Below are 26,822 nucleotides of genomic sequence, written 5' to 3'. Positions count from 1 at the left end.
CCAGCCGAACAGCAGATCGAGTGTACCACACGATAGGGTGACAAATTGACCCGCCTCGAACAAACTTTTAACATGAAACTGATTGTCGCGGAGACGGAGGGGTCGACTTGGCGAATGCAGGGCCATGGGAGCGCGTACTCCCCGGCGTGTGGTGTATGCGCGTTGCGTATCCGAACGTACTGCCGTACGGAACCGTCAATTTGTATGTGATCGAGGACGGCGGCGAGGCCGTGATCGTCGACGGAGGCGTCACCGATGGCGATCTCGACCTCGTGATGGCGCACCTTCCGCAACTCGGCATCCAGCGCGTTGCCGCGATCATCGCGACGCACTACCACGTCGACCACACGGCTGGCATTCCGGCGCTCAAGGCGCGTCTCGCTGCCCCCGCATTCATGCACCCTTTGGACATTGCTGCGTTCGACGTCAAGTTTCCGCATGGAGCTGGCACTTTTGAACCGTGCCCAGAGCGCCTGCGCGCAGGACATCGCGACCTATATGTCGTCCATCAGCCGGGGCACACCCACGGTCACCTTCACCTGTGGCTCCCCGACGCCAAGGCGCTCTTTGTCGGCGATCACTTGGTGGAAGAGGGATCCGTTTGGGTGGGGCCGCCGGACGGGCACATGGCGGATTACTACCGCGCACTGCAAGCCGTGATGGCGTCAGACGCGGAAGTGGCGCTCCCGGGACACGGGCCCGCCATCTGGCACCCGCAGCTCGCGGCGGAGCGGTTATACAAGCGGCGCCAGATGCGAGAGGAGCAACTGTTGGCCATTCTGGCCGGCGGCCCAAAGACGCTGGCCGAACTCACGGCCGCCCTGTACCAAGGCGCCGATTCGCGCGCCTGGCCGTTCGCGCGTCACACGGTGATGGCGCACCTGGAGCACCTCGAAGAGCGCGGCGCTGTGCGCAAGGCGATGTCCTCCACGGACTGGATCATGCGATATGCACGCACTGAGGAGTGAACCCACCCGTGAAGCGCTTGTCGTTTGCGAAGGATCGGACGTGGCTCGGGCTGTTGACGGCCATCGCGCTCGTCTATCACGTGTATTTCATCGTCAAGGCATGGCGCCAACCCGTCCTGTTGTACGGGGACGCCTATTATTATGATCATTCCGCGCACGTGCTGAACGCGCTGCATCTGTACGCGTACTGGAGTTGGGGCCCTGCCGCCCAGGTGACCCCGGGCTACCCGCTGTTCCTCGCGCTCGTGTATCGGGTGTCCGCCCTCTTCACGACCAGCCATGAGACGGCGATGCACGTAGCGCAGGCGTTTCAGCACCTGCTGGCCGTGGCAGCGAGCGTACTCTTGTATGTGATTGCCCGCTTTCGGCTGCCGCGTTATGCGAGTTTCCTCGCCGCGCTCCTGTGGACCTTGTACCCGCCCGTAATTTACGCGAATGATCAACTGCTCACAGAAAACCTCTACATCCCGTTTCTTCTCGCATTCGTGTGGTCGTTCCTCGTCCTGGTTAGAGACCGCACATGGCCGAGTTTCATCGTCGCGGGCCTGTTACTCGCGGTGACCACGCTCATTCGCCCAAGCGTCGCACCGCTCTTGGCGGCGCCGGCCTGCCTCTTCTTGCAGCGCGAGACGAGGCGCGCCTGGAGGCCCATGCTGAGAAATTATGCGCTGTACGTCGCCACCTTCTGCATCGCCATGGTACCATGGTGGGTGCGCAATCTCGTGGCGATGCACCAATGGATCACGACGGATCTCGACGCGGCAAATCCGCTCCTGTTCGGCTCGGATCCGACATTTTATAAGGACACGAGCTTGTCGAACGGGTTGACGTACGCGCAGCAAAAGGCCCTCGCCATTCACCGCATTGTGGAGGGCTTTCACACCCACCCGCTGGCCTATCTCAAATGGTACACCTTAGACAAACTCGGCTGGCTGTTCGGCACACCCTGGTACAATAGCGTACTGCCGCAACACGCGGGCCTGTTGACCCGGATCACCTTTGCCTATGCCCACCTGCACCTGATGTGGGTCATCATCGGGGCCATCGGGCTCGCAGCGGGATTCGGGATGCGGTATATTCGATGGCTGAGCTGGTTGACCGTCTTTCTCATCGTCGTTCAGCTTCCCTTTATCCCAATTAATCGGTACGCGTACCCGACCATGCCCTTTTTGTTTGTCGGTGTCGGAGCGGTGATTTACCTGGTCACAGCCTGGGCGCGCATGCGCAAGGCGTCGCCGCGCCGAGTCACCGCGCCATAAGCGCGGACGATTTTCACGATGGAGGCATGCCCAGACCATGCGAATCGCAGTCCTCATTCCGTGTTACAACGAAGAACTGACCATCGGAAAAGTGGTTCGGGACTTCAAACGCGAACTGCCCGATGCGGAGATTTACGTCTATGACAACAACTCGCGCGATCGCACGGCGGAAGTGGCGAGGGAAGCGGGCGCCATCGTGCGAAGGGAGACGCGCCAAGGCAAGGGAAACGTCGTGCGCTCCATGTTTCGCGACATCGACGCGGACGTGTACGTCATGACGGATGGCGACGATACGTACCCCGCAGAATTCGTGCACGATCTCATTCGGCCGATTATCGAAGGAGAGGCCGACATGTGTATCGGCGACCGCCACTCCGACGGCTCCTACTCGAAGGAAAACAAGCGCCCTTTCCACAACTTCGGCAACCAGTTGGTGCGGAAGCTGATTAACACCCTGTTTCACGCCGATCTCCGGGACATCATGACCGGGTACCGGGCGTTCAGCCGCCGCTTCGCGAAGACCATGCCCATTCAGAGCGAAGGCTTTGAAATCGAGACGGAGATGACGCTTCACGCCCTGGACAAGCGGTTTCGCATTCTGGAGATCCCGATTCAGTATCGGGATCGGCCGCCAGGCAGCCACTCCAAGTTGAACACGCTCAGCGACGGCATCCGAGTGCTGAAGACCGTCTTCTGGATTTTTAAAGACTACAAGCCGCTCGCTTTCTTCACGGCAGTCGCGCTGATTCTCTTTTTGGCCGGGCTCGGCGTCGGCATCCCCGTGTTGTACGAGTACTTCTCGTTTGGCCGCATCGCGAAGATCCCGTCCGCCATCCTCGCCGTCGGGTTCATGGTGCTGGCCACCAACAGCCTAACGTGTGGCTTCATCTTGGATACCATCGTCCGCCATCACCGCGACTACTACGAGCTCTTGCAGAACGAGTTCAAGGACTGAAGACAAAGGAGCGCCAAACCCTCCCATGCGACTTGGCTACGCCATCCTCATTCTCCTCAACGTCTGCCTGCTCGTCGGCGGGCAGACGCTTTGGAAGTACGGACTGCAACATCGAGATCTCAACAGCCTGCGATCCGTCATCGCGGCCATGTTTTCTCCCTGGGTGATCGCGGGCATCGTGCTGTATGTCATCGCGACGGTGATTTGGATTTTCCTCTTGAACAAGCTGTCCCTGAGTCTGCTCTATCCCCTGCAGAGCCTCGCGTACGTGCTCGCGATTCTCGTGTCCATCTTTGTGTTTCACGAGCACGTGCCCTGGATCCGCTGGGCCGGCGTGCTCGTGATCCTCGCGGGCGTGGCTTTGGTCGCCGTATAGGCGCCGCCCGCCCGCTGGATTCCTATGGATTCCTACGCGTAGTACGTCCCTTCGCACACCCAGTGCGCTTCCCCCGTCATCCACACGTGACCGTCCTCGCGAATCTCGATGTCGAGATCGCCCCCCAAGAGGTGCACGGTCACCCGGTTCCGTACAAATCCCTTTTTGGCGAGCGCCGCCACGCTCGCACATGCCCCTGTGCCGCACGCGAATGTCACGCCCGATCCGCGCTCGTACACGCGGAAGTCGATCTCGTCCGGGGCAAGCACCGAGACAAACTCCACATTCACGCGTTCGGGAAAGTCGGGATGGGACTCAATGGCGCGCCCGACACGCTCGACGTCCACCTCATCGACGCAATCGACCAGCGTGACAAAGTGGGGGTTTCCCATGCTGACGAGCGTGCCCGTATAGCTTGCGCCGCCTGCCTGCACGCGCACGTCGTCGCCGCGATCCGTCCCTCGGTACGGTACGGCTTCCGTGCCGAAACGAGCCTCGCCCATATCGATGGTCACAAGCCGCACGCGTCCCTCGACGTCCAGATGCACCTGCGCCGCCACAACGCCTGCCTTCGTTTCGATGGAGAAGTGCGTGGCGTCGACCAACCCGCGCTCGTAGGCGTACCTGGCCACACAGCGCAGGCCATTGCCGCAGGACTCCGCCTCCGATCCATCCGCGTTCCAGATCCGCATGCCGACATCCGCGCTGTCGGAGGGCGTGACGAGGATGAGGCCGTCAGAGCCAATCCCTCTGCGCACGTCGCTCACCCGGCGCGCGAGCGACGGGAGATCGTCCGTGGGCAGAGTTGTCCGGGCCGTATCGACAAACACATAGTTGTTGCCGAGCGCGTGCATCTTAAAGAACTGCATACGAACGCCTCCTTGAGCACGATTGAAAAAATCGGGCCACCGATGAAATGATTCGTTGCAAACCTGCGTGATTCCTTGTATAATGTAATCGTTCGCTGCGGTGCTGATGCGGAAACGGGCAGCGGACGAAGCAAACTCAGACATGCGGTCGTGGCGGAATTGGCAGACGCGCTAGATTCAGGTTCTAGTGGGGGCAACTCCGTGGAGGTTCAAGTCCTCTCGACCGCACCAGTGTAGCAAAAACCCCAGCCCGGACGTAAAGGGCTGGGGTTTTTGCTTGTCCTCATGGTCATCATGAGTCCTACTCGCGCCCCACCGGACATGGCCGCATCTCGCGGATTGGAGGATGGCAGGTCGCCAGCACAAGCTCGCTCCGAGCCCCGATTCAACAATCTTCGACGGTATGGACGGCGCCCTCCATTCTCATACTCTGAAATAAGCCTGCCGCACGGCCTCGCCCCGAAGACGCCTACACCAAGGAGCTGAGGCGAATCATGTGGTAGTCCTATGTTTCTCGGCCGCGTTTCTCGCCGTGGTCCTCGCGACACGCACACATCTGTACCTTACCCAGTACTGTAGGACCGTGCTCTGGATCGCCGTGATCGCCCTCATGTACAACCTGGTCTGCCGGGGATACATGATGTGGTATCACCCAAGGTGGTGGTTCATCACCGACAAGCTGTCGCAGCTCATTCAGATCTTCGTGTTGTTCCCTTGTACCACGCTCTTGTTCCTCCGCTACATGCCCAGTTCGCTCGGCCGGCGTCTCCTGCATTTCGCGCTGTTTCTGGCCATCTACAGCGCATTCGAGCTCGTACTCGTGCTGTCGCATGAGATTGAGTACTACCACGGCTGGGCGTTTGGTTGGTCCATCCTGCTCGATTCGTGCATGCTGTTCGTAATGTGGTTGCACGACCAAAATTGGCGCCTCTCGCTTGGATTCTGCGGACTCGTCACATCCCTGTTTCTCGCCTGGTTTCACGTCCCATTCGACACCTGAACGAAACAGGCCAGCGCACGCTGGCCTGCATCACATGGAAGAAACGTCAACGCGTCTCCGCGGGTTCCATCGGCACCAGTCCGCCCTCGCGGATCACGCTTTGATACCAAAAATAACTGTCCTTCGGGATGCGAGCGAGCGTATCGTAGTCCACATACACGAGGCCAAATCGCTTCGTGTATCCGAATGCCCATTCAAAGTTGTCCATCAGCGACCAGACGTAATAGCCGCGCAGGTTGCCGCCCTCCTCAAGGAAGTGATGTGCTGCGGCGAAGTGCGACGCGAGATATGCCACTCGATCCGCGTCGTGGACGCCCCCATCCTGGACGTGATCGTCGTAGGCGGCGCCGTTCTCGGTGATGTAGATAGGGATATCGCCGTAGTCCCGACGCAGGCGGCAGAGCAGGTCGTACAAACCGTCGGGATAGACCTCCCAGTCCATCTCAGTGCGGGGGCCTTCGCCCGGCAGGTGCCGAACGCCGAGCAGCGAATCGGACGGATCGTCCGCCACCACGGCGCGCGTGTAGTAGTTCACGCCCAAAAAGTCGACGGGTGTAGCCATCACTTCCAGGTCCCCAGGCTTGACGGCATCAAACCCACCGACCACTCGATCCACACGTTGCAAGAACTCCTCTGGATACTCCCCTCTGAGGACGGGATCGAGGAACCACCGATTTTGGAACATATCCTGCCTGTCGGCTGCCGCCAAGTCTTCTGGACTTGGCGTGGCCGCATAGACCGGGGTGAGGTTCAAGGTGATGCCGATCTCGCCGCGCAAGCCGAGCTCGCGGTACAGGCGGACCGCATGGCCGTGCGACAAGAGCAGATGGTGCGCGGCGCGGTATGCGCGGCGCCAGTCCTTCAGGCCCGGCGCGTGTACGCCGATCCCGTATCCCAGGATGGAAGCGCACCACGGCTCGTTGTGCGTGATCCACATGGGGACGAGATCACCAAGTTCGCGAAACAGGATTTCGCTGTACTCCAAGAAGCGGGACACGGTATCTCGGCTGTTCCAGCCACCCTCGTCTTCTATCCACTGTGGGAGATCCCAGTGATACATGGTGACGGCCGGGCGAATGCCGTTCTCAAGCAGCTTGGTGGCGAGCCGCTTGTAGAAGTCGAGTCCTTTCACCCAGACGCGCCCCTTCTCTGGCATCACGCGCGGCCAGGCGATAGAGAATCGGTATGACGAGATCCCGAGCTCTTTCATGAGCTGCACATCGTCTTCGTAGCGATGATAGTGATCGCAAGCGACATCCCCGGTATGTCCCTCGGCGACCTTGCCGGGCGTGTGGGAAAACGTGTCCCAAATCGACCGACCACGGCCGCCCTCGCGCGCGGCCCCTTCCACTTGATACGATGCCGTCGCGGTCCCCCACACGAATGCATCTGGAAACTTGCGCATCTTGTCATCTCCCTTGCTGCATCGTTGCCTCACGTACTCGTGGCGCCACATCACCCCGGATGGTGACAGGCGGCATAGTGGCCGGGCGCCACCTCGACGAGCGGCGGTTCCTGTGACCGGCAAAGCTCGGAGACGAACGGACACCGGTCGGCGAACGGGCATCCGACGCGATCTTCGAGCAGGTTCGGCGGGCGGTTCGACGTCTCCGGCAGCGGCCCTTGGTGGCGCGTGCCCGGGGTCGCCGCAAACAACAGCCGCGTGTAGGGATGCACCGGATGCCGAATCAGTTCGGCAGATGGCGCCGTTTCCATGACTTTGCCGCCGTAAAGCACCATGATGCGGTTGCCAATGTAGCGCGCTGAGGCGAGATCGTGTGTGATGTACAGGAACGCGATGTTCATTTCCTCGCGCAGTTCGTTCATCAGCTTGAGAATCCCGGCGCGTATCGACACGTCGAGCATGGAGATGGGCTCGTCGGCGACGATAAATTTGGGATTCACGGCCAGCGCGCGGGCGATGGCGACGCGCTGCCGCTGGCCCCCCGACAGCTCGTGTGGATACTTGCGCCGCGTCTCGCTGACCGGCGTCAACCCGACCTTGGCGAGCAGCTCATCGATGAGATCGGTCACGCGGCCCTGGCCCTCGCGGCGGTACTTTCGCACCGGAAACGCCAGGTGTTGCTCGATGGTACGCGTTGGATTGAGGGAGCCGAACGGATCCTGAAACACCATCTGCGCGTCCTTTCGATACGCCTTCAGTTCTCGCCCCCGGATGTGCGCCACATCGCGGCCAGCCACCCAGATCTGGCCTTCCGACGGCTCGATCATCCGCACCAACGCCTTGCCAATGGTGGACTTGCCCGATCCCGACTCGCCCACGAGCGACAACACCTCGCCAGGCTGGAGCGAGAAACTGACGTGATCGACCGGGCGAATGAACCGGCCACGGCCGATGGGAAAGCGGACGACGAGATCGCGCACGTCGACGAGGGCTGTTGCCTGGGCGGTCGCGAGTGCTTCAGACATGAGCCTTCACCTCCACCTCGTTGAACAGGTGGCACTCCAGCACCTTCTCACCCGCTCGCACCTGCGCCGGGCGCACGCGCTTGCAGATGTCCATGGCGTACGGGCAGCGCGGATGAAACGCGCACCCGGGCGGCAGATCCTGCAAGTCCGGTGGGTAGCCGCCGATACCCTGAATCGTCACCTCGTCCGCAGTCAACTGCGGGATAGCCTTCAGCAGCCCTTCCGTATACGGGTGATGCCGCTCGGCGAGGTTCAATAGGTGGCTCGGCGTCAATTCGACAATGCGGCCCGCATACATAATGGCGACGCGGGACGCGAGTTCCGCCACCAGGCTGAAGTCGTGGCTGACAAACAGAATGGCGAAGCCCACCTGCTCCTGAATGCGCCGGATCTCGTCCAGGATAGACCGCTGCACCACCACGTCGAGCGCGGTCGTCGGCTCATCCATGATGACGAGCGCCGGGTTGAGCGCAATCGCGATGGCGATGACGACTCGCTGCCGCATGCCGCCCGAGAGCTCGTGCGGGTAGCTCTGAAGGTGTTTCCGGTCGATGCGGACGAGATCGAGCAACTCCTGCGCCCGCTCGCGCGCTGCCTGGCGCGACAGGTCCGGACGATGCGCCAGGATGGTGTCGACGATCTGCGTCTCCACGGTCATCACCGGGTTCAAAGCGCTCATCGCGCTCTGGAACACCATGGACATCTTGCTCCAGCGAAACGCCCTGAGTTCCTTTTCAGACAGCGCGTACACATCCTGTCCCAACACGCGCACGCGGCCCTTCGTGACGACCGCGTCGCCGCGCAACAGCCGCATGATGGTGTACGCCATTGTCGACTTGCCCGATCCCGACTCCCCAACCAATCCCACAATCTCGCCCCGATGGACAGTCAAGTTCACATCGCTCACCGCATGCACGAGCCCCGTGTTCGTCACGTAGGCGACAGACAGGTCCTCAATCTGAAGCACCGCTTCTCGCGTCTCTCCCATCCACATGCACCTCGCTTTGCTGCGCCCGAAGCTCGCGCAAGAGTTTCTCGACCTGCCGGCGCCTGCGCGACGTTCGCAGACGCGGATTGGTCACCTGATCGATGCCGAAGTTCATGAGGGCAAAGCTCGTGCCTAGTAGCGCGATGCCGAGCCCCGGCGGCACGAACCACCACCACGCCCCGCTCATCAGCGCGCTGTTCTGCGTCGCCCAGTACAGCATCGTGCCCCAACTCGTGGAAGCCACGTTTTCGAAGCCGAGGTACGCGAGTCCCGACTCCGCCAGTACCGCCGCCAGGCAGGCGTACATCACGTTGGACGCAATCACGCTTGTCATGTTCGGCACGATCTCGAACACGATGATGCGAAGTGTGGACATCCCCGACAGACGGGCCGCCGCGATGTAATCCCGGCTTGCGATGGTCATGGCCATCGACCGCATCACGCGCGCGCCCCACGCCCAGCCCGTCAGCGCGATAATGAGACCGTTCATGTACGGCGTCGTGTTGTGCACGTACGATTCGATGATAATGAGCAGCGCCAAGCCTGGCATGACAAGGAAGATATTGCAGAGTGCATTCAGGATGGAGTCCACGACGCCGCCCACGTACCCAGCCGTGACCCCAATCAGGATGGCGATGACGGTGCTCAACAGTCCGGCGCCGACACCTACGATGAGCGTGGTCCGCGTGCCCCAAATAAATTGGGAAAACACGTCTTGGCCCAGGCTCGTCGTACCAAACCAGTGCGCGTGCGACGGAGGTTGAAGCATACCAAACGCCGTTGACGTCGGATTGTACGGCGCGATGGCAGGTGCGAACACGGCGACCACCAGAAACACGCCAAAGAGCACCACGCCCGCAAGAGCCTTCGGATTTCGAAAGAACTGGCGCAACGCCGAGTTCCTGCGCCGACTCGCGCGTTTCGCGCGCGACTCCGCCACATCGATGGCTGCGATGGTCATTCACGCCGCCCCCCTTCTGCGCACGCGCGGATCGAGCCGTCCATACAGCATATCGACGATGAAATTGATGACAAGGGCCGTCACGGCGATGATGAGAAACATCCCTTGAATGAGCGGATAGTCTTCACTCGCCACCGCGTTCGTCAGTCCGTAGCCGATACCTGGATACGAAAATACTTGTTCGATGAGAATCTGCCCGCCGATGATGGACGAGAGTGCGATGGCCACGGAGGTCAACTGCGGCAAAAGCGCATTTCGAGCGGCATACGAAAAAATCAGTCTCCGTTTCGATACCCCTTTGGCTTCGGCGAACACCACGTAGTCCTCGCCGAGCGTCGTGATCATATTGTTACGCATGCCGACAATCCAACCGCTGATGCTCCCGACAAACACCACCACCGCCGGCAGGATACTGTGGTAGACCGCGCTCGCCAGAAATGGGCCATTGAGCCCTGGGGTCACATCATCGCCGTACCCGTGCGCGAGCGGAAACCAGTGATGGACGAATCCGAAAAAGTAGATGAGAATGAGCCCGAGCCAGAAAGTTGGAATGGCCTGGCCGAACATCGTAGCCACTGGGATTACGTTGTCCGCGGTTCCGCCGCGGCGCCAGGCAATCAGAATGCCAATGAGGGTTCCGACGACCACCGCAATGATGGTCACCACACCGAGCAGCACGATGGTCCACGGCAGGCTCGTCTCAATAATGTTGACCACCGGCGTCGGAAAGTACTGAAACGAAGCGCCCCAGTGTCCCGTCAACAGGTTGCCGAGATATTGAAAATACTGCTGCCAAAGCGGTCCGTTTGACAGCCCGAGCTGCTCCTCAATCGCCTTGAGCGCGGCAGGATTGATGTTCCCCGCTTGCTTCGCAATCATCGCCTGCGCCGGATTCCCGGGCATGAGGCGCGGCAAGATAAAGTTGAGCGTGATGGCTGCCCAAAGCGACAAGATGAGAAAACCAAATCGATTTAGAAAGTACCGCATGCATCTCCCCTCCTTCTGGGACGGGCGCACCGGCGGCGGCTGCGCCCATGTATCCGCTTACTCCTATCCTAGCTGCCGCCGCCTCGTTCGTAAAGCGACTGCCCGCTCACTTCACCGGCTTCAGGTGATCCATGATGATGGCCGCCGCCTGATAGGTGTACGGCGCGGGATTGATCCAGAGGTTGTTGGCCGTCGGGAAGCCCGTGAAGTGACGGTCGTTGTACTCGTACCAGAGCGCGCCATCCAACAGCGGGATGACCGGCAGTTGGCTCGCCACCAGTCGCTCAATCCTGTACATCACCTGGTGCTGAACCCGGCTATCGGTGGTCGACGAAAACTCGTTGAACCACTGATCCACCTGCGCATTGCGATAGCCTTCTAAATTAAAGGACCCGTGCGAATCCAACATGTCGTAATACGTCGTGTACGGCGTAGGCCCCACGTTGGTCCACGAAATGGCGAGGTCGTAGTGCGGAGCCTGACCCGGGCCCGGATCGATGGCGCTGTAGTAGGCCGAGAACTGCTCCTCCTGCACGTTCACGGCGATCCCGACCTTCGCCAATTGCTGCTTGATCAGCAGCGCGTCTTCGTCCCAGTCGCTCCAACCGCTGACCGTGAGTAAGTTGAAAGACAACTCCTTGCCGTGCAACGCGAAGATTCCGTTTTGGTCCTTGCGGAAGCCTGCCTTCTGCAAAATCTGCACCGCTTTCGCATCGTTGAGCGTAAATGCACGATAGCTCGCAGGGAGACTGGGGTCCAACCACGACGACTGGGGCGGCAATACGAGGCTGGTAGGGACAGCCGGCTTCTCGTAGCCTGTCTCCCCGATTTTCGACAGCGCATTTCGGTCAATGGCCAGGCTGATAGCCTCGCGCACAGGTAGCATGGCGAGGAGCGGGTTGTGCAGGTTCGGATAAAGTTCCACCGGTTCGTTAGGCGGGAACAGATAGTGATTGTGCGCCGGATCGGCCGCTACAAAGGTCTTTTCGACATTGGGGATATTGATGCCGGCGTATTGAATCTGACCGCTCGCGAGTGCCAGATCGGCACTGGATGTCAACATCGGTTGTAAAATCCCCAATAACATCGGATGAGAATTCCCCAAGATCATCGGCCTCAATTCCTCAAAATCATCGGGATGAATTCCCCACCCCCATGTCGAATCGGGGCACCTGTCATCCGTTCATGGGAGGTGCCCGTCATGAGGGAGGACGAGAGGATGGAAATCAGGCAACTCTACGAGGCAGGCGTCAGCATCTCGGAGCTGGCCAGAAGATTCGGCCATGACCGAAAGACCATTCGCAATGCACTGAACTCATCGGCGGAAGAGAAGCAGGGCGAAAGAGCGTCGCGTGGGGAACGAAAGAAAGGCTCCAAGCTGGAGCCCTACAAGGATTACGTGAAGCAGCGTATGCAACTCGGTGTTCTCAACGCTGAACGAATTCTACGAGAGATCCGGGAGCAGGGTTATACCGGCGGTATCACCGTCCTGCGTGAGTTCATGAAGCCACTTCGCCCGGTGGTCTCTGCCAAGGCCACGGAACGCTATGAGTCGGACCCTGGTGAACAAGCCCAGATCGACTTGGGGGCCTTCCCCTACTACGATTCGCACGGTCGGCGACGAACGATTTGGGCCTTCGCCATGGTACTCGCCTACTCCCGCATGCTCTACGTTGAGTTTATCAAAGCGGCCGACCAGCTGCACATCCTTCAGGCCCTTCGCAACGCGCTGGAGTTCTTTGGCGGGGTGCCTCGGGTGATTCTCAGCGACAACTGTTCGCCTTTGGTGATCGCCAATGACGGTCAAGGCCACGTGGACTGGCAACCGGCTTATCTCGACTTTGCGAAGTTCTACGGATTCGTGCCCAAGGCATGTCGGCCCCGCCGGAGCCGCACCAAGGGCAAAGTGGAACGGCCCATTCGTTATATCCGGGACAGCTTCTGGCCAGTTACCTTTGTGGACGAAGAGGACTTGAACCGACAGGTCGCATGGTGGCGCGATCACGTAGCCAACGTCCGCATCCACGGAACGACCCATGAACAGCCCATCGTGCGGTTTCAGGCCGAAAAGCTGCAACCGCTACCAGCCGCCCCGTATGTGTTGGCTTGTGCAGGCCTTCGGAAGGTGATGAATGACTGCCGAGTCTCCTGGAATACGAACTTGTACACCGTTCCCTGGCCCTATGTGGGCCACACGGTCCTGGTTCGGGAGTTCGAGTCGGGTCGCCTGCAGATCGAATACGGCGGACAGGTCATTGCGGCACATCGCGTGCTGCCCGGCAAGCATCAAATCTCCACGGATCCCGAGCACTACAAGAACATCCCTCGAGATAGCGCGAATCCGACGCGGGGTAAGACGGCGGGATGGCAAGTCGACCCGGACGTGGAGCAGCGCGAACTTGCGATCTATGAACAGATCGCCATGGGAGGTCATGTGCAATGAGCGAAGCGTTGGTGGTCGCTCAGGTCGAGGAACAACTGTTGGACCTGGGCTTGAAGCGAGCAGCTGCTGTCTTGCCGGCGTGCGTGGAGTGGGCCACTGGGCAAGAGGCGACCTATATCGCATTTCTCCAGCGTTTGCTGGAGGCTGAGCAGGAGGAACGGCACAGCCGGGCCATGCAGGCTCGGCTGCGCTTGGCGAACTTTCCGTTCCACAAGACGCTCGCCGACTTCGATTTCTCGTTCCAGCCGTCTGTGGATGAGCGCCAAATCCGAGAGCTCGCAACGCTAACGTTTGTCCAAGAATGTGGAAACGTGATCTTCTTAGGACCTCCGGGGGTGGGAAAGACGCATTTGGCGGTGGCTCTCGGCATGGAGGCGATTCGCCAGCGGATGAGCGTCTACTTCGTCACCATGCAGAAACTCGTGAGCGATTTGCGCCGAGCCTACCAAGAAGGGCGGCTGGACAGGCGCCTCCGAGTCTATACGCAGCCGAAGGTTCTCATCTGTGATGAGGTAGGCTACTTGCCTCTTGACGCGCTCGACGCCGCGAACTTTTTTCGGCTGGTCTCAGAGAGGTACGAGCGAGGGTCGTTGATCATCACGTCCAACACGAGTTTTACGAACTGGGGAACGCTCTTTGGTGACCAGGTCTTGGCCGCCGCCTTGCTCGACCGCTTGCTGCACCACGCCACGACCGTGAATATCCGCGGCAACAGTTACCGGATGAAAGACAAGCTACGAGCTGGCGTTACGCACGCATTGTCGGGAACACGAGAAGAAGCGAACGTATGTGTGGGGAACGAATCGCGATGATTTTGGGGAATCGAATCCGCTGTTTTTGGGGAATCGAGCGCGATTTTTTTGGGGAGTTTTAATCCGCTGTTGACACTGGAGTTGCTGGCAAACGCCGGATAATTGAGAGTCTTGACCTCGGGTGCCCCTCCGTAATAACGCGGATTGGCCGTGAATTGATAGTCCTGGGTTGTGAAGGACGACAGCTTAAATGGGCCCGTGCCAATGGCATTCAAGTGCGTGATCTTGGCTTTGGCCGGATCGCCAAGCGACTTCCACTGATGAGCCGGCACAATGTACGTGCCTCCGAGGACGTACTGCTCGGCAAACGGGATGTTGGGCTGCTCGAACTGGAATACAACCGTGTACTTTCCTTCAGCTTGGACACTTTTCAGCTGCTGCCACACGCCGTTGGTATCCGCATCAGGATACTTCTTGAGATCTTCGAATGTGAAGACGACATCCTGCGCCGTAAACGGAACTCCGTCCGTCCAGACTGCGTTTTTGCGCAGAGAAACCGTGAGGGTCTTCCCGCCGTTCGAAAAACGGAACGAGGTCCCCAGCAGGTTGAACTGTTTCCCGGTCGTATTGTCGAAGTAGAACAGCGTCTCGTAGATATTACCTAAGGTACCGGGCATGCTGTTCGTACTGAACGGATTGAAATTGTCCGAAAAGGTGCCCGTGACATTTGGCGCGACGGTCAAGACCGAACTCGACGACGCACTGGCCGCTCCTGGCGACGGCGTGGAAGAATGGCTGGTGCTGTTGACCGAGGTGTTTGCTGCGCCACACCCGGCGACACCCACCACAGCGAGACCTAACGCAGCAGCGACCCATCCTCGACTTCTCTTCGACCGCTTCATGCTTCGTTCCCCCTTCTCGACGTCAAAGCCGAAATCGATTTCGACCGAGTGTGCAGAGCAACCAGCACAAAGATGCAGAGGATATCGGGCATCCCAGCCGAAATCGATTGCGCCATCACGGCGCTGCAAGCGCTCTCGTCGCTATTTTGCCACGGCGATGAAAGCGAATGCAAGAGGAAATTCGCAATCGTTTTGGTGCAAGTGGTGAAGTGGGCGACTCCGGTGGTCTCGAAATCGATTACGGCAAGAGCACGCGATCCCAGAGAAAAGCGCTCACGAACGCGGCAACTTGGACCGGTATCGGTCCAGGGCCTGCTTCAGCGTCCGAAGCGAGTCCTGCAGTTCGTTGTACACCTTGGCCGGGGCCCCTTCTCCGGTGTACGCGTCGCAGAGCGCCACGACTTGCTGTGCGTCCGCAAACAATTCTCCGTTCGGCGAAAGGGGCGGAGCGCTGCTGCCTATCGCCTGAACAGATTGAAGTTCGGTGTCGAAGCTCTCATTCCGGTTCTCTTTCAGGGCCTGTTCCACGCCGCGATAAATGGCGCTGCATACCGCGTATAGCTTCGGATCGACCTGTGTCTCGCTCGCCACCTGCACACCCGCCTGGCGCCCGCTTGGGCCAGAAGACGAGTTCGTTCCACGAAGAGGCGTGCCACACCCCGCAATTAACGTACAAACCATCGCGATGCTCGCGATGGTCCATTGCCGATTCACACCGCTCCCTCCTCTCGGCACAACCCTCTCAAGTCAAAACCGCCGGTCCGCGCAAGCGGAACCGACGGCTCCAGGGCGTCACACCCCATCTCAGCGGTTGCGGAAGAAATTCCGGTTCTTCTCGATGAACTCCTTCTCGTCCTCTGGAACAAACTCCTCTTGATAGATGGCGTTGACCGGACAAACCGGCTCGCATGCAGCGCAATCAATGCACAGATCGGGGTCAATATAGTACTGATCCGGACCCTCGTGGATGGCGTCCACTGGGCACGTCTCCACGCAGTCCGCGGCCTTTTCCCCAATACAAGGCGACGTGATGACAAACGGCATTCGCGTGAGCCTCCCTCGAATCCTTATCGTAGATGATGTCCTCGTTACAGATATACACCAAATCTATAGGAAAACTCAAACGAAAGTTTTGCATGTCACGGTTCTGTCGAATTCGATCTTTTGTCCTACCTGGAGGTTGTCCCGCCAGTTCCGTCTTCCGCACACGGCCCGCCAGATTCCCAAAAAAAGCCGCCCCATTTTTGGGGCGGCAAGCGCGGATTGGGGTTCATGCACGAACCGCTTAAGCACAGGTCCAGCGCACTCTCACTGTAGCATCGAAACGTAAAGGCCGAGTGACAGCTTTGTGAAGAGGATATTGAAAGATTTTGAAGTTCTCTGACACGGGTGCGGCACGCAGTCAAACGGTTGTCACAAGATGGACACATGTTCACCCACAAGAACCGACGCGACCTGAGCGTATTTGAAGTACACTAGAGTGTGTCATCATCGACTTCTCCACACAGGAGCCACGCCGCGGTCACGACGCCGTGGCTTTTGTGTTGTTCCTCACAAAAATCTACACAAACCTCACACGTCCTTAACATTCACCCGGTATTGTGTTCTGCGGAATCATGCGTGTCTTGAGGATAGAGAGACTGGAAACGGCATAGGATTGGGAGGAGACAAGTCGTGGGCAAGTCCATGACGATTCGCCGCTTAAACGCATGGTACGGCGCACACCAGGTGTTGCACAATATTGACATGGACATCGAGGAGAATCGCGTGACCGCCATCATCGGCCCGTCGGGCTGTGGAAAATCGACGTTCATTCGGTGCCTGAATCGCATGCACGAAACACATCCCCAGGCCCGCGTGGAAGGGGACATCCGACTGGCCGGTGAATCGCTTTTTGACCTGGACCCGGTCGATGTCCGCCGCATGGTGGGCATGGTGTTTCAAAAACCAAATCCATTCCCCACCATGTCGATCTTCGACAACATCGCCATTGGGTTGAAATTGGCGGGCATCCGCCGCCCCAGCGAACTGCGGGATCGCGTCGAGCGGGCGCTGCGAATGGCGGCCCTTTGGGACGAGGTGAAGGATCGTTTGGCCAAGCCTGCAACGGCGTTGTCAGGCGGCCAACAGCAGCGCCTCTGCATCGCACGAGCCATCGCCGTGGAACCCGAAGTGTTGCTCATGGACGAGCCTGCTTCCGCCTTGGATCCTATTTCGACTATGCGCATCGAAGAGCTGATCGAAGAGATCAAGCAGACGTACACCATCGTGATTGTGACGCACAATATGCAGCAGGCGGCCCGCATCGCAGACAAGACGGCATTCTTCTACCAGGGCCATCTCATCGAGATGGACGACACGTCGCAAATGTTCACGAAACCGAAAGACAAGCGCACGGAAGATTATATCACCGGCCGATTTGGATGAGGTCCAATCTCGCGCGAACGAAGGGACGAGCCGTATGCACCAACGCCAAGCCTTTGACATCGCCCTCAAGGAACTCAAGTTGAAGCTTTTGCACATGGGTGGAGACGTGCAGGAGTCCATCCGCCACGCTGTCGCCGCTGTGCTCAAACACGACCAAGCGCTCGCAGAACGCGTCATTGAGCGGGATCGGGAGATCAATCGCCAGGACCACGAAGTCGAGGATCTGTGCATCCGCCTCATCGCCACCCAGCAGCCCGTAGCCGGCGATCTTCGCAGAATCGTCGCAGGCATGCGGCTCGCCGTCGACCTCGAAAGGATGGGAGATCTCGCCGTCGATCTCGCCAAAACGGCCCTGCGCCTGTCCACGCCCCCGATGCAGGAACCAGCACGTCGGCTGCACGAAATGGCGGAAGCGGTCGATCGCATGGTGTCTGAGGGCTTGAACGCCTATGTGAACAGTGACGCGGACGCGGCGCGCCGATTGGCGGAAATGGACGACGCGGTCGATCGCGACTATCGGCTTCTCGTGGAAGAACTCTTCGCCGATGGGCCTGACGCGAGCGGAACCCCCCAGCAGCGCATGCTCATCGCGTTCTGCGGCCGTTACCTCGAACGCATCGGCGATCACGTCACCAACATTGGCGAGAGCGTCCTGTACATCCTGACGGGCGAGCGGTCGGATCTGAACTGACGTCGACAAGACTCGACGATCCGCGAGAAACTTGTGACATAACCGTCAAAGACGGACGCCTACGCTACGTCTGTGTCGCTGCCCCTCGTGGTAGACTGGAAGCAGATGATCGTGGCTAGGAGGGTGTTGTGGTGGAAAGGAAGAAAGCCGCGCAAGATCCCGTCCAGCGCCTGTTGACGTTCGTCCAATACCTTGAAAAAGCCGCGTTTGCCGCGTCCGTCGCCATCCTCGCCGGCACCGCGGGCTACGTGACGATACACGCCGTCTCGTGACGGTGCTCGGCGCGAGAAGTCGCCGAGATCGAGAAAAGGGAGGGAGTGCGGTGAAGCCGCGCTCCCTCCCTTTGATCTCCTTACCCGTTCTGTCCGATGACCCGACGCGCGCCGATGTAGTGGTCGGCCCAATAGGGATCCGACAAGCTGTCAATCTCGACGGACGTGCTCGCCGCGTTGATGAATTGGCCATTGCCGAGGTAAATCCCGTCGTGAGATGGGCCGCTTCCGTATGTATCAAAGAACACGATATCCCCCGGCTTCAGATTGCCCTCCGAAACCGGGACCCCCGCCTCATACTGCGCGTAACTCGTCCGAGGCAGCTGAATGTAAAAGTGGGCGTACACGTACTGAATCAGGCCCGAGCAATCGAAGGCCGATGGGCCGTTCGCCCCCCACTCGTACGGATCCCCGAGGAACGTGCGCGCATAGTCAGCCACTGCAAACCCAAGCGCGCTCTGAGTGAGCGACGCGTTCGACGACCCGGGTGAACTTCCGCGGCTGGACAGGGACGCTTGTTGGACGGCCGAGTTCGCTGAGGAAGAAAGAGACTGGGGTTTCGAGACTCGGAGCGATTGGCCAGGGTGGATGGCGCTGGACGAGGTCAGGCCGTTCCACGCTTCCAGCTGCGACATGCTGATGTGAAACTTCTCGCTGATAGACCACAGCGAGTCACCAGGCTGAACCACGTACGTGGATGCTCCTGAACGGGCCGAGGAAGGTGCAGAGGATGACGCCGACGTGGAACCGCCAGGGGAGACCACGAGGACCTGCCCCGGGTGAATGACGTCGGACGAAAGATGGTTCCATAACTCCAATTGGTGCACCGTCACGTGAAACTTCGCTGCGATTTTGTAGAGGCTGTCGCCAGCGCGCACGGTGTACGTCGCGGACGAAGCCAACGCCGTGGCCGGTACGAGAGAAGCCCCCAGGCACGCGGCCAACCAACCTACGCTTGCTGCGATTCGAGAGCGCACTCGCCAAAGCCCCTTTGCTCCACAGAGATGCTTGCTTCGGGGCTTATTATACCGGGCACTTTCGAGTTCGACAATCGTATTTTCATAGATTTGCGAACAACTTCGAGCATCAGGACGATTTTTGTCCCATGATGTCCAATTCAGCCGAACGCGCGTCGGCCTGACAAGTTTCCGGAGGGCCTCGAGTCCGATACAATGAAAGAGGGTTGAAACTTGAAAGGAGTCACATCATGGCGATTGACGAATACGCTTTTCGCAAGGCCCTGGCCCGATTCGCTAGCGGCGTGACCGTGATCACAGCAGCGACCGAGGGCGAGATGGGCGGGATCACGGTCTCAGCCTTCTGTTCGCTCTCACTGCGCCCACCGCTCGTCCTCGCGTGCATCGACGAGCGAGCCAGCATTCTTCCACTTCTTCGCCGATCCGGCGCGTTCGCAGTCAACATTCTGTCCGATGATCAATCCGGGCTGTCCAACCAGTTTGCGAGTAAGATGTCCGATAAGTTTCAGGGCGTGTCGTACGATGTGGGTCCGCTGGGCCAGCCGCTCCTCGCGGGCGCACAGGCTTACCTCGTTTGCACGCTCGTTCACGAATGGGAAGGCGGAGATCACCGCGTCCTCGTCGGACAAGTCGAGGCGGCGTCCGCCGACGAATCGCGAACGCCGCTGCTCTACTACGCGAGCCAGTACGGCTCGTTTCAGCCCCTCTCCTGAACCACAACCGGGGCCGCAGCCGGCGCTGAGCGCCCAAAAGCTTGATGACGTTCGCAAGCACGAGCGAGGCACAGCGACACGTACGACGCGGCTCCCGGCTTCCCCAACTCGATAGCCCGCATCCGCATTGCGCCTTGCGTCTCCTCGGACCAGTGCGCAAACAGGTCGTCGAGCTCAGCGAGGGTGCTTGCAATCCGTCCGGCGCCGAGGCGCTCGATGCACCTCGCGTTTTCCCGCTCCTGCCCCGGCAACGGCTTGTAAAACACCATGGGCGTACCCGACGCAAGGCACTCGGCGATGGTCACACCGCCCGCCTTGGCGATGACGAAGTCCGCTTGCTGAAGATGGCTCGCCACATCATCGGTAAAGCCAATGGGGTGAATCCTGGCGTGGCCCATTCGCTCCGCAAAGGCCTGCACTCGCTCCAGCATTCGCGCGTTTCGACCGCACATGACCTCGATGACGTGATCGGGAAAGTGGCGAATGAGTCGCTGAAGCACCCCTTCATACTGAGGAAACACGCCCCGTCCGCCGGTCAACAGCACGATGCGACGCGCACCGTCGAGGCGGGAAAGCGCGCAGCGGCGAAATTGATCCCGCACCGGGATTCCGCCCACCTCCACCCGGACATCTGACCGAAAGCGCCGCACGTGCGCCGCCGCTTCCTGTGTCGGCACCACCACGAGATCCGCGTTCGCATGCACCCAGCGGCTGTGCACGGCGAAATCCGTGAGCACAACGGCCACCACCGGCCGCGGCCCCGGCGGCAGCTCCGCCAGCGCATGGTCGGGGAACAGCTGCACGATCACGTCGGGTTGAAACTCGCGGATGGCTCGCCATGCGGCTCCGCGCGAAAAACGCGCCAAAAACGCCCACAGGGGATGACGAATGGACAAATTCTTCGTCCAATCGTAACTCCAGCCGTAGAGCGCAGGCGCGTAACGTGTGCTCCATTCGAATATGCGCTCGTTCATCCTCGCAAGCGATTCGCTGGTCTGCCGAAACGTATCCACCGCCTGGACTTCGGCACCGAGATCCCGCGTGAGCGCTTCCGAAAGCGCTCGCGCCACCTGCACATGCCCGTCGCCAAACGAAGCATAGAGCAACAGACACCTCATGAGTCCAGAGACACGACCTCACCGCGACCTTGGTCGTCCGTCATGACGCCCTCGCGCGCGGAGAGCGCGCCCTCGCCAAACATCTCGATGATCTTCTGCTTGGAAGCGACGACGAGCTTCGGCTGTAACACGTCTCGATGCGTCTGCAGGATGTGATCTGCATCCGGATTGACCATTTTCAGGATATTCGTCAGGTGCCAACTGGTCACGGCGCGCACGAACGGATTGCGAAGCGGGTACGTGTGAAAACCGAAGTGCTCGATTCCACGGTGAATCATGGTGATCCCGTACAACACCTGAGCGTCCTGAAATTTCTCGTGCTGAACGGCCCTCGCAAGCGCCGGCAACGAGACACGCGCTTGCCTCAAGAGCCGCACAATCGCCCGCACGATGTTGGCATCTTCGCGAAGCGCCCGTTCGATGAGCGCGTTGTTCATGTGCATCTCCACGACGGGATCGCCCGGGCGAACCACAATCCCGTCGACCTCGAAGGTCCGACCGAGATACCGGCGGCGGGCAACGAAAAACAGGTGCTCTGTGCCGGGCTCCAGTTCCTCCAGGTGCAGAGCGCGATGAAATAAGGCTTCCCATGCATCAAAGACCGCCCGCGCTGCCCGATTTGGCATGGTCTCCCCTCCCTATTCGCAGTCCGACGCGAGCACGAATGTGTAGCCGCGTCTTCGCACTTCCTCGACCACAGCCGGGATGGCCGCAATCACGCTCTCCGGCGCACCGCGCTCTGCGCCCGGGGACTCATCGCTGTCGTGGAGCACAATCACCGAGCGCGCGTCGAGCTTGGCAAGAATACGGCGAACCAGCTCCTCTGGAGGCGTCCTTCGCCAGTCGCCCACCATGACGCTCCACAACAGCATCGACATGCGCGATCGCCTGAGCAAAACGAGCGTCGCCAGGTTGCACGCGCCCCAGGTTGGCCGGTAGACCCGAGGTTGAATGCCAAACCGCTGCGCCAAGATGTCCCGGGCTCCCACGCATTGGCGCGCCGTAAGTCCGGGGGGCAACAGCGGCACGAACCAATGGCGATACCCATGCACCTGCACTTCGTGCCCTTCCGCCAGCATCCGTTCGACAATCTCGGGATGACGGAGGGCATGCTCGGCGATCACGAAGAACGTCGCTCTTGCCCCCGCTTCCCTGAGCGCGTCCAGAAGCCGGGGCGTGTATACGGGATGGGGGCCATCGTCAAAGGTGAGTGCCACGCATCCTGGTTTCGGCGTTCGGCGAATGCAGGAACGCCCCAAGCCCCGCGTCCAGACGAAAGGCAGCCCTGCGTACACCACCAGGATGGCGAAGACAACCGCCACCAACCACCCGATCACGGCGCACCCTCTCACGTCGGAAGAAGCTCGGGCGGCCACTCCGGCGACACGGAGCGGCACGGAAGCTTCTTCGTGGCATACAGCATGATCTTCTGCGCGATGCGCTCCGCCGCGCCACAGCTCGGCATCGCGCTGCAAGCCTCGCGCATGCGGCTCAGGATGGACGGGTCTTCACGCACCGAGAGCAAGAACGCCTGGGCTTCCACCGGGGATTTCACGCACACCGCCACACCTGCCTGCTCGGCAAACCGCGCATTCGCCTCCTCTTGCCCCGGAATCGGCCGGTAGATGAGGAGCGGCAGCCGCATCGCGATGGACTCCGTCAGCGTCAGCCCACCCGGCTTCGTGACGATGAGGTCTGCCATCGCCATGAACTTCTCAATCTCGTTCGTGTACCCGAAGACGCGGACCCGCTCGCTCTGGATCGCGGAAAAGCGGCGCTCCAAGCGACGATTGTGGCCACAGATGATGAGGTACTGCATGCCCGACTCGGGAATGAACGACTCCCATACGCCGGGATCAGCCAGAATCCCGCTGCCGCCCCCCATGAGCAAGATGATAGGAATGTCTTCTTGAAAACCGATTGAACGAATCAGTTCAGACCGATGTGCCAAAAGGCGCTCGACGTTTTCCTCTCGGAACTTCCGGCGCAGCGGGATTCCCACGACGTCCACCGCGTCTTCGGGAATGCCGTACGAGACGAGATCGCGCTTGACCTCATCGGTCGCGACAAAGTAATGATCCGCGAAGTCGTGATACCATTGGCGATGAGCCGTGTAATCCGTCACGATGGCCAAGTTCGGGATGTCGATTTTCCCCGCGCGGCGCAGTTCGCCGACGACCCCCATTGGCGTCGGAAACGTGCTCGCGATGCAGTCAGGCCGGTAATACGCGATGTACTCCTGGATGCGCTCAATGCCGATGTGGTTGACATATCGCTGAAGGGCGGAATCCGGGTCGATCCGCGACATGGACTTATAAAAAAGGCCGTACAACCCCGGCGCCCGCTTCACGCCCTGAATCAGGCTGAACTTCGCAAACGAGCGCAGCGCTGGATTCAGGAGCCCCACGTAGTCGACCACTTCGACTTCAGCATCTCTTTCCTTGAGCGCCTCCATCACGGCGTACGCCGCCTGGTTATGTCCCGAGCCAAACGACGCGGTCATCAGCAAAACGCGGCGCATTCGTCTCGCCCCCTCAAATCTTCCACAGCTCTATTCTAAACTTGAAGGATTCACCGGACAACTGAACAAGACCATCCATAGCCAAAAGAACAAAGCGGAGAAGGCTCCAGGCACCTTCTCCGCTTATGGTATTCGTTGTCCTGGCCGAATAGCCGCACGAACAAGGGTTACGCCGTAGATCGCCCGCCCCGCGCCGAGGAGCGCCACACGACAAGGCGCACGACGAGCTGGATGATGAGGATCAGCATGAGTAGGACGAATCCCGCTGCATACGCAAGTTGGCGAGCCTGAGCGTAAGGCTCGTCCAGGTACGAGTACGCGACATACGTCAGATACCCTACCTGCGAATGGGTCAGCGCGAGCGACGGATTGTTCGAGTTCCACCCCGCGGTGTAAAGGAGCGGGGCTGTCTCGCCGAGGCCGATAGCGATGGCGAGCAAAAGACCCGTGGCCATCCCAGAAGCAGCAGGTCTCCAAACCGTCTTCAGGATGGCTTGCGTCCGCGTCATCCCGAGAGCCCAGGCCGCCTCGCGCTGCAACAGCGGTACCTGTTGCAGGCTGGTGTCCGTGGTGCGAAGAATGTAGGGCAACATGATAAGCGTCAGCGCCACCCCGCCCGCGAGCGCAGAAAAGCCCCAATGGAAACGCAGCACCAGCAGCAAATAGCCGAAGTAGCCAATCACGATGGAAGGCACGCCGGACAGCACCTCGGCCACAAACCGGATGGCAGCGGCGAGCCGCGGCGGGGCAAACTCGGACGTGAAAATTCCGCCCAAGATACCAAGGGGTGCAGCGAACACGACGCCTATCAAGACGAGCTCAAAGGTGCCCAAGATGGCGTTTTCCAACCCGCCCGCGATTCCTTGCGTGGGCTCAAACAGCATGAAGAGACGAAACGAGCGAATGCCCTGCCACAGAACGGAGCCGACGAGATCCACGAGGCCAAAGAGAACAAGCGCAAACGCCAGCCAGGCGAGTCCCCACCCCAGCGCGCTTTTCCATTTCCGCCGACGTCTCCTCATGACGCAACCGCCCCTTCTCGACGCCGCGGGCGCACCAACCAACGGGCCACCAGGTTCGTGGCGAGCGTGATGGCGAGAAGGAGCAGCGCGAGTTCGGAAAGTGCGTGGACCGCCATGCCCGAGGCGTCCGTCTCCGCGCTGTCCAACTGGTTCGCAATGAACGCGGCCATCGTGGAAATCGGACTATAGAGGTTCTGCGGCAAAATGTTCGTCGCGTTGCCGGACACCATCAAGACCGCCATCGTCTCGCCCATCGCGCGGCCCCAACCGAGCGCAACAGCGCCGATGAATCCTTCGCGGATGTAGGGCAGAGCGATGTAGCGCACCACTTCCCATGACGTCATCCCAATGCCAAGCCCGCCCTCGCGCGCGAGGACCGGCACCTGCTCGAGCAGATCGCGCGTCGTCGCCGTGATGATGGGCACAATCATCATGGCGAGCACGATGCCGCTCGCCAGCAGGCTGTAGCCCGTCCCCGTTTGCCCGCCGAAGAATGGAATAAAGCCTAGAATAGACTTCAGAAACGGCGCAAAGGTATTGGCGATCCATGGCACAAGCACAAGGATGCCCCACAGGCCGATCACGACGCTCGGGATCCCTGCCAACAACTCCACCAGGATGTTGAGCAGAAAGCCGAGCGGCCCGCGAACGCGGTAGGCGAGAATCAGCGCGGTCCCGACCGAGACCGGCACGGCGATGATGAGCGCGATGACGGAGGACAACAGCGTGCCGACGATGAACACAAGCGCACCGTAGGACGCACCGGCGGGCGCCGTGATGCCGTTTCTGTGCGTCAGGGCCCCGTATAGGTTCCCCATGTCCCAGCGCGTTTCGGTGAGAAAGTGAATCCCCATGAAGCGAATGGTCGGAATCGATTCAACCAAGACGATGGCGGCAATGGAGACCAAGAACACGGCAGGGCTGGCGGCCCCAATGGCCGCCAGCACCCGAAACCCGCGATCCCAGGCCTTGGCCGCTCTTGAAACCTTGCGCACGGCATGCCCTCCTGGTATCTATCGGTGTCAGCCTTTGATCTTCTGGATCTGCGCCTCGCTCTTGGCGTGCACGCTCGTCGGGAGCGGCAGGAAGTGCACCGGCGTCAGGAACTTCGCGCTGTTGCCTTCAGACGGGTTGATGGCCCACTCCAAGAACGCCTTCAGTGCGTCGGCTTTCGCCGCATTCGGCTGATCGTCCTTCACAATGAGGTATTCGAAGTTGATGATGGGATACGAGTTGGCACCCGGCTCGTCGATGAGCGAGATCCGCTCGTCGGCCGGCACGCTCTTCACGCCCTCCTGGGCAGCGGCCTGAATGGTCGCGCTGGTGGGTAGGACGTACTTGCCAGCCTTATTTTCGAGCGCCGCGTAGCCTAGGCCCTGTTGGACGGCCTTGTCCAGCCAGCTGATGCCCACATAGCCGATGGAGTACGGTGTCTTCGAGAGGGCGGCCACGACGCCCTGATTGCCTTTCGCGCCAATCTCCGTCTGCAAACCAGGCCACGAGATGGTGGTGCCATAGCCGTAGTTCTGGTTCCACTCGGCGCTCGACTTGCTCAGGTACTGCGTGAAGAGGAACGTGTCGCCGGAGCCGTCCGAGCGCACCACAGGCTTGATCACCTGGTGCGGAAGCTTCACGCCCGGGTTGAGCGCCTTGATCTTCGCGTCGTCCCAGTACTGGATCTTGCCCTCATAAATCTCGGCGAGCACCTGGCCATTCAGTTGGAGATGCCCTTTCACGCCAGGCAGGTTGTACATGATCTGCTGCGCCGAGATGGCCACCGGGATGTTGAGCATGTCCGGATGCTGTTGGATTTGGGCATCCGCCATGTACGCGTCCGACGCGCCGATATCCACCGTGCCTGCGATGGCATCGGAGATGCCCGTTCCGCTGCCCGTCGACGCGGCTGTCATTTGCACGTCAGGATGAAGCTTATGGTAGGCAGGAATCCACTGCGCGTTAAAGAGCGGATACAAAAGCGACGATCCCGTCTCGGTGAGCGTGACGTTCGCCACACTGGCCGCCTGCTGGGACGAATTGCTCGTCGCCGTGTTTTCGGTCGAGGAAGACGAATTCGACGTTCCGCAACCCGCCACCACACCGACCGCGGCGACAGCCGCCAGACCCGCAAACCACTTCGAACGCAACTTCACGCAAAGGTCCCCCTTATCGTCTTCTGTGCTACGTAGTTTGT

The 26,822-nt window shown here is 60.1% G+C and carries 28 protein-coding genes, 1 tRNA gene and 1 pseudogene; 12 read left to right on the top strand and 18 right to left on the bottom strand.

All coding sequences use genetic code 11. The annotated features are described in order from the left end of the window. Positions 1 to 107: 107 nt before the first annotated feature. The 4 genes from AC27E8_RS03010 to AC27E8_RS02995 are packed head-to-tail and all read left to right on the top strand — an operon-like array spanning position 108 to position 3,558. Positions 108 to 968: an MBL fold metallo-hydrolase gene (locus AC27E8_RS03010; protein WP_487099317.1), complete on the top strand. Its 861-nt coding sequence runs from the start codon at positions 108 to 110 to the stop codon at positions 966 to 968. Positions 969 to 976: 8 nt separating this feature from the next. Continuing rightward, on the top strand, positions 977 to 2,227 hold the full coding sequence (locus AC27E8_RS03005) for a glycosyltransferase family 39 protein (protein ID WP_487099318.1): 1,251 nt from the start codon (positions 977 to 979) through the stop codon (positions 2,225 to 2,227). Positions 2,228 to 2,264: 37 nt separating this feature from the next. Further along, on the top strand, positions 2,265 to 3,182 hold the full coding sequence (locus AC27E8_RS03000; RefSeq protein WP_014464753.1) for a glycosyltransferase family 2 protein: 918 nt from the start codon (positions 2,265 to 2,267) through the stop codon (positions 3,180 to 3,182). A 25-nt stretch (positions 3,183 to 3,207) separates the two neighbouring features. Beyond that, a complete protein-coding gene (locus tag AC27E8_RS02995; RefSeq protein WP_487099319.1) occupies positions 3,208 to 3,558 on the top strand; it encodes a DMT family transporter in 351 nt (116 codons plus the stop codon). Positions 3,559 to 3,590: 32 nt separating this feature from the next. On the opposite strand, the gene dapF is transcribed toward AC27E8_RS02995, so the two are convergent. Beyond that, a complete protein-coding gene (dapF, locus tag AC27E8_RS02990) occupies positions 3,591 to 4,427 on the bottom strand; it encodes a diaminopimelate epimerase (protein ID WP_487099320.1) in 837 nt (278 codons plus the stop codon). Positions 4,428 to 4,571: 144 nt separating this feature from the next. Between dapF and AC27E8_RS02985 the strand changes: the two genes are divergently transcribed. Next, positions 4,572 to 4,658, top strand: a tRNA-Leu gene (locus AC27E8_RS02985). Between the two features lie 265 nt (positions 4,659 to 4,923). Continuing rightward, positions 4,924 to 5,427, top strand: a complete 504-nt coding sequence (locus AC27E8_RS02980; protein WP_487099321.1) for a CBO0543 family protein — start codon at positions 4,924 to 4,926, stop codon at positions 5,425 to 5,427. 46 nt (positions 5,428 to 5,473) lie between these two features. Here the strand turns inward: AC27E8_RS02980 and AC27E8_RS02975 are convergent, their stop codons facing one another. The 6 genes and pseudogenes from AC27E8_RS02975 to AC27E8_RS02950 all read right to left on the bottom strand — a co-directional run. Further along, positions 5,474 to 6,832, bottom strand: coding sequence for a GH1 family beta-glucosidase (locus tag AC27E8_RS02975; RefSeq protein WP_487099322.1), 1,359 nt, complete (start codon positions 6,830 to 6,832; stop codon positions 5,474 to 5,476). Positions 6,833 to 6,882: 50 nt separating this feature from the next. Then, positions 6,883 to 7,857: an oligopeptide/dipeptide ABC transporter ATP-binding protein gene (locus tag AC27E8_RS02970; protein ID WP_195868141.1), complete on the bottom strand. Its 975-nt coding sequence runs from the start codon at positions 7,855 to 7,857 to the stop codon at positions 6,883 to 6,885. After that, a complete protein-coding gene (locus AC27E8_RS02965) occupies positions 7,850 to 8,845 on the bottom strand; it encodes an ABC transporter ATP-binding protein (RefSeq protein ID WP_487099323.1) in 996 nt (331 codons plus the stop codon). Before AC27E8_RS02965 ends, AC27E8_RS02970 begins: the two co-directional genes overlap by 8 nt. Further along, positions 8,811 to 9,806 (bottom strand): ABC transporter permease, encoded by a 996-nt coding sequence (locus AC27E8_RS02960; protein ID WP_487099324.1) that lies wholly within the window; start codon positions 9,804 to 9,806, stop codon positions 8,811 to 8,813. Before AC27E8_RS02960 ends, AC27E8_RS02965 begins: the two co-directional genes overlap by 35 nt. Then, positions 9,807 to 10,793 (bottom strand): ABC transporter permease, encoded by a 987-nt coding sequence (locus tag AC27E8_RS02955; protein WP_487099325.1) that lies wholly within the window; start codon positions 10,791 to 10,793, stop codon positions 9,807 to 9,809. A 106-nt stretch (positions 10,794 to 10,899) separates the two neighbouring features. After that, positions 10,900 to 11,847, bottom strand: a pseudogene (locus AC27E8_RS02950) (ABC transporter substrate-binding protein); the annotation flags it as partial. A gap of 165 nt (positions 11,848 to 12,012) precedes the next feature. Here AC27E8_RS02950 and istA point away from each other — a divergent pair. Continuing rightward, entirely contained in the window at positions 12,013 to 13,236 is a 1,224-nt protein-coding gene (gene istA / locus AC27E8_RS02945) for an IS21 family transposase (RefSeq protein ID WP_487099326.1), read from the top strand. After that, positions 13,233 to 14,048 carry an IS21-like element helper ATPase IstB gene (gene istB / locus AC27E8_RS02940; RefSeq protein ID WP_487099327.1) on the top strand — a complete coding sequence of 272 codons (816 nt, stop codon included), beginning with the start codon at positions 13,233 to 13,235 and terminating at the stop codon, positions 14,046 to 14,048. Before istA ends, istB begins: the two co-directional genes overlap by 4 nt. On the opposite strand, the gene AC27E8_RS02935 is transcribed toward istB, so the two are convergent. The 3 genes from AC27E8_RS02935 to AC27E8_RS02925 all read right to left on the bottom strand — a co-directional run bounded on the left by AC27E8_RS02935 (position 13,952) and on the right by AC27E8_RS02925 (position 15,934). Next, positions 13,952 to 14,890 carry an ABC transporter substrate-binding protein gene (locus AC27E8_RS02935; RefSeq protein ID WP_487099328.1) on the bottom strand — a complete coding sequence of 313 codons (939 nt, stop codon included), beginning with the start codon at positions 14,888 to 14,890 and terminating at the stop codon, positions 13,952 to 13,954. The genes istB and AC27E8_RS02935 overlap by 97 nt on opposite strands. 273 nt (positions 14,891 to 15,163) lie before the next feature. Next, complete coding sequence (locus AC27E8_RS02930; RefSeq protein ID WP_487099329.1) at positions 15,164 to 15,604, bottom strand: hypothetical protein; 441 nt, start codon at positions 15,602 to 15,604, stop codon at positions 15,164 to 15,166. Positions 15,605 to 15,694: 90 nt separating this feature from the next. Continuing rightward, positions 15,695 to 15,934, bottom strand: a complete 240-nt coding sequence (locus AC27E8_RS02925) for a ferredoxin family protein (RefSeq protein WP_008336977.1) — start codon at positions 15,932 to 15,934, stop codon at positions 15,695 to 15,697. A 642-nt stretch (positions 15,935 to 16,576) separates the two neighbouring features. Here AC27E8_RS02925 and pstB point away from each other — a divergent pair. The 3 genes from pstB (at position 16,577) to AC27E8_RS02910 (ending at position 18,280) form a co-directional block, all read left to right on the top strand. Beyond that, a complete protein-coding gene (gene pstB, locus AC27E8_RS02920; protein WP_487099577.1) occupies positions 16,577 to 17,317 on the top strand; it encodes a phosphate ABC transporter ATP-binding protein PstB in 741 nt (246 codons plus the stop codon). Positions 17,318 to 17,351: 34 nt separating this feature from the next. Next, a complete protein-coding gene (gene phoU, locus AC27E8_RS02915; protein ID WP_487099330.1) occupies positions 17,352 to 18,008 on the top strand; it encodes a phosphate signaling complex protein PhoU in 657 nt (218 codons plus the stop codon). A 131-nt stretch (positions 18,009 to 18,139) separates the two neighbouring features. Further along, positions 18,140 to 18,280 (top strand): hypothetical protein, encoded by a 141-nt coding sequence (locus tag AC27E8_RS02910; RefSeq protein WP_169304833.1) that lies wholly within the window; start codon positions 18,140 to 18,142, stop codon positions 18,278 to 18,280. 80 nt (positions 18,281 to 18,360) lie between these two features. On the opposite strand, the gene AC27E8_RS02905 is transcribed toward AC27E8_RS02910, so the two are convergent. Continuing rightward, positions 18,361 to 19,257: a C40 family peptidase gene (locus AC27E8_RS02905; RefSeq protein WP_487099331.1), complete on the bottom strand. Its 897-nt coding sequence runs from the start codon at positions 19,255 to 19,257 to the stop codon at positions 18,361 to 18,363. Between the two features lie 230 nt (positions 19,258 to 19,487). On the opposite strand from AC27E8_RS02905, the gene AC27E8_RS02900 reads away from it, so the two are divergent. Next, positions 19,488 to 19,970 (top strand): flavin reductase family protein, encoded by a 483-nt coding sequence (locus AC27E8_RS02900; RefSeq protein ID WP_487099332.1) that lies wholly within the window; start codon positions 19,488 to 19,490, stop codon positions 19,968 to 19,970. Here AC27E8_RS02900 and AC27E8_RS02895 read toward each other — a convergent pair. The 7 genes from AC27E8_RS02895 to pstS form a co-directional block, all read right to left on the bottom strand. Beyond that, on the bottom strand, positions 19,955 to 21,076 hold the full coding sequence (locus AC27E8_RS02895; protein ID WP_487099333.1) for an MGDG synthase family glycosyltransferase: 1,122 nt from the start codon (positions 21,074 to 21,076) through the stop codon (positions 19,955 to 19,957). The two genes, AC27E8_RS02900 and AC27E8_RS02895, sit on opposite strands and share 16 nt — an antisense overlap. 8 nt (positions 21,077 to 21,084) lie before the next feature. Then, positions 21,085 to 21,714, bottom strand: a complete 630-nt coding sequence (locus AC27E8_RS02890; RefSeq protein WP_487099334.1) for a YkoP family protein — start codon at positions 21,712 to 21,714, stop codon at positions 21,085 to 21,087. 12 nt (positions 21,715 to 21,726) lie between these two features. After that, positions 21,727 to 22,425: a polysaccharide deacetylase family protein gene (locus tag AC27E8_RS02885; protein WP_487099335.1), complete on the bottom strand. Its 699-nt coding sequence runs from the start codon at positions 22,423 to 22,425 to the stop codon at positions 21,727 to 21,729. An 11-nt stretch (positions 22,426 to 22,436) separates the two neighbouring features. Then, positions 22,437 to 23,609: an MGDG synthase family glycosyltransferase gene (locus tag AC27E8_RS02880; RefSeq protein WP_487099336.1), complete on the bottom strand. Its 1,173-nt coding sequence runs from the start codon at positions 23,607 to 23,609 to the stop codon at positions 22,437 to 22,439. 167 nt (positions 23,610 to 23,776) lie between these two features. Then, positions 23,777 to 24,631: a phosphate ABC transporter permease PstA gene (pstA, locus tag AC27E8_RS02875; protein ID WP_487099337.1), complete on the bottom strand. Its 855-nt coding sequence runs from the start codon at positions 24,629 to 24,631 to the stop codon at positions 23,777 to 23,779. Further along, entirely contained in the window at positions 24,628 to 25,626 is a 999-nt protein-coding gene (gene pstC / locus AC27E8_RS02870) for a phosphate ABC transporter permease subunit PstC (protein WP_487099338.1), read from the bottom strand. The genes pstA and pstC overlap by 4 nt, the downstream gene beginning before the upstream one ends. A gap of 27 nt (positions 25,627 to 25,653) precedes the next feature. Next, complete coding sequence (pstS, locus tag AC27E8_RS02865; RefSeq protein WP_487099339.1) at positions 25,654 to 26,781, bottom strand: phosphate ABC transporter substrate-binding protein PstS; 1,128 nt, start codon at positions 26,779 to 26,781, stop codon at positions 25,654 to 25,656. Between the last annotated feature and the right edge of the window lie 41 nt (positions 26,782 to 26,822).

Source organism: Alicyclobacillus sp. CIJ1 (genome assembly GCF_057538885.1).
This window is presented reverse-complemented; position numbering and strand designations above follow the sequence as displayed.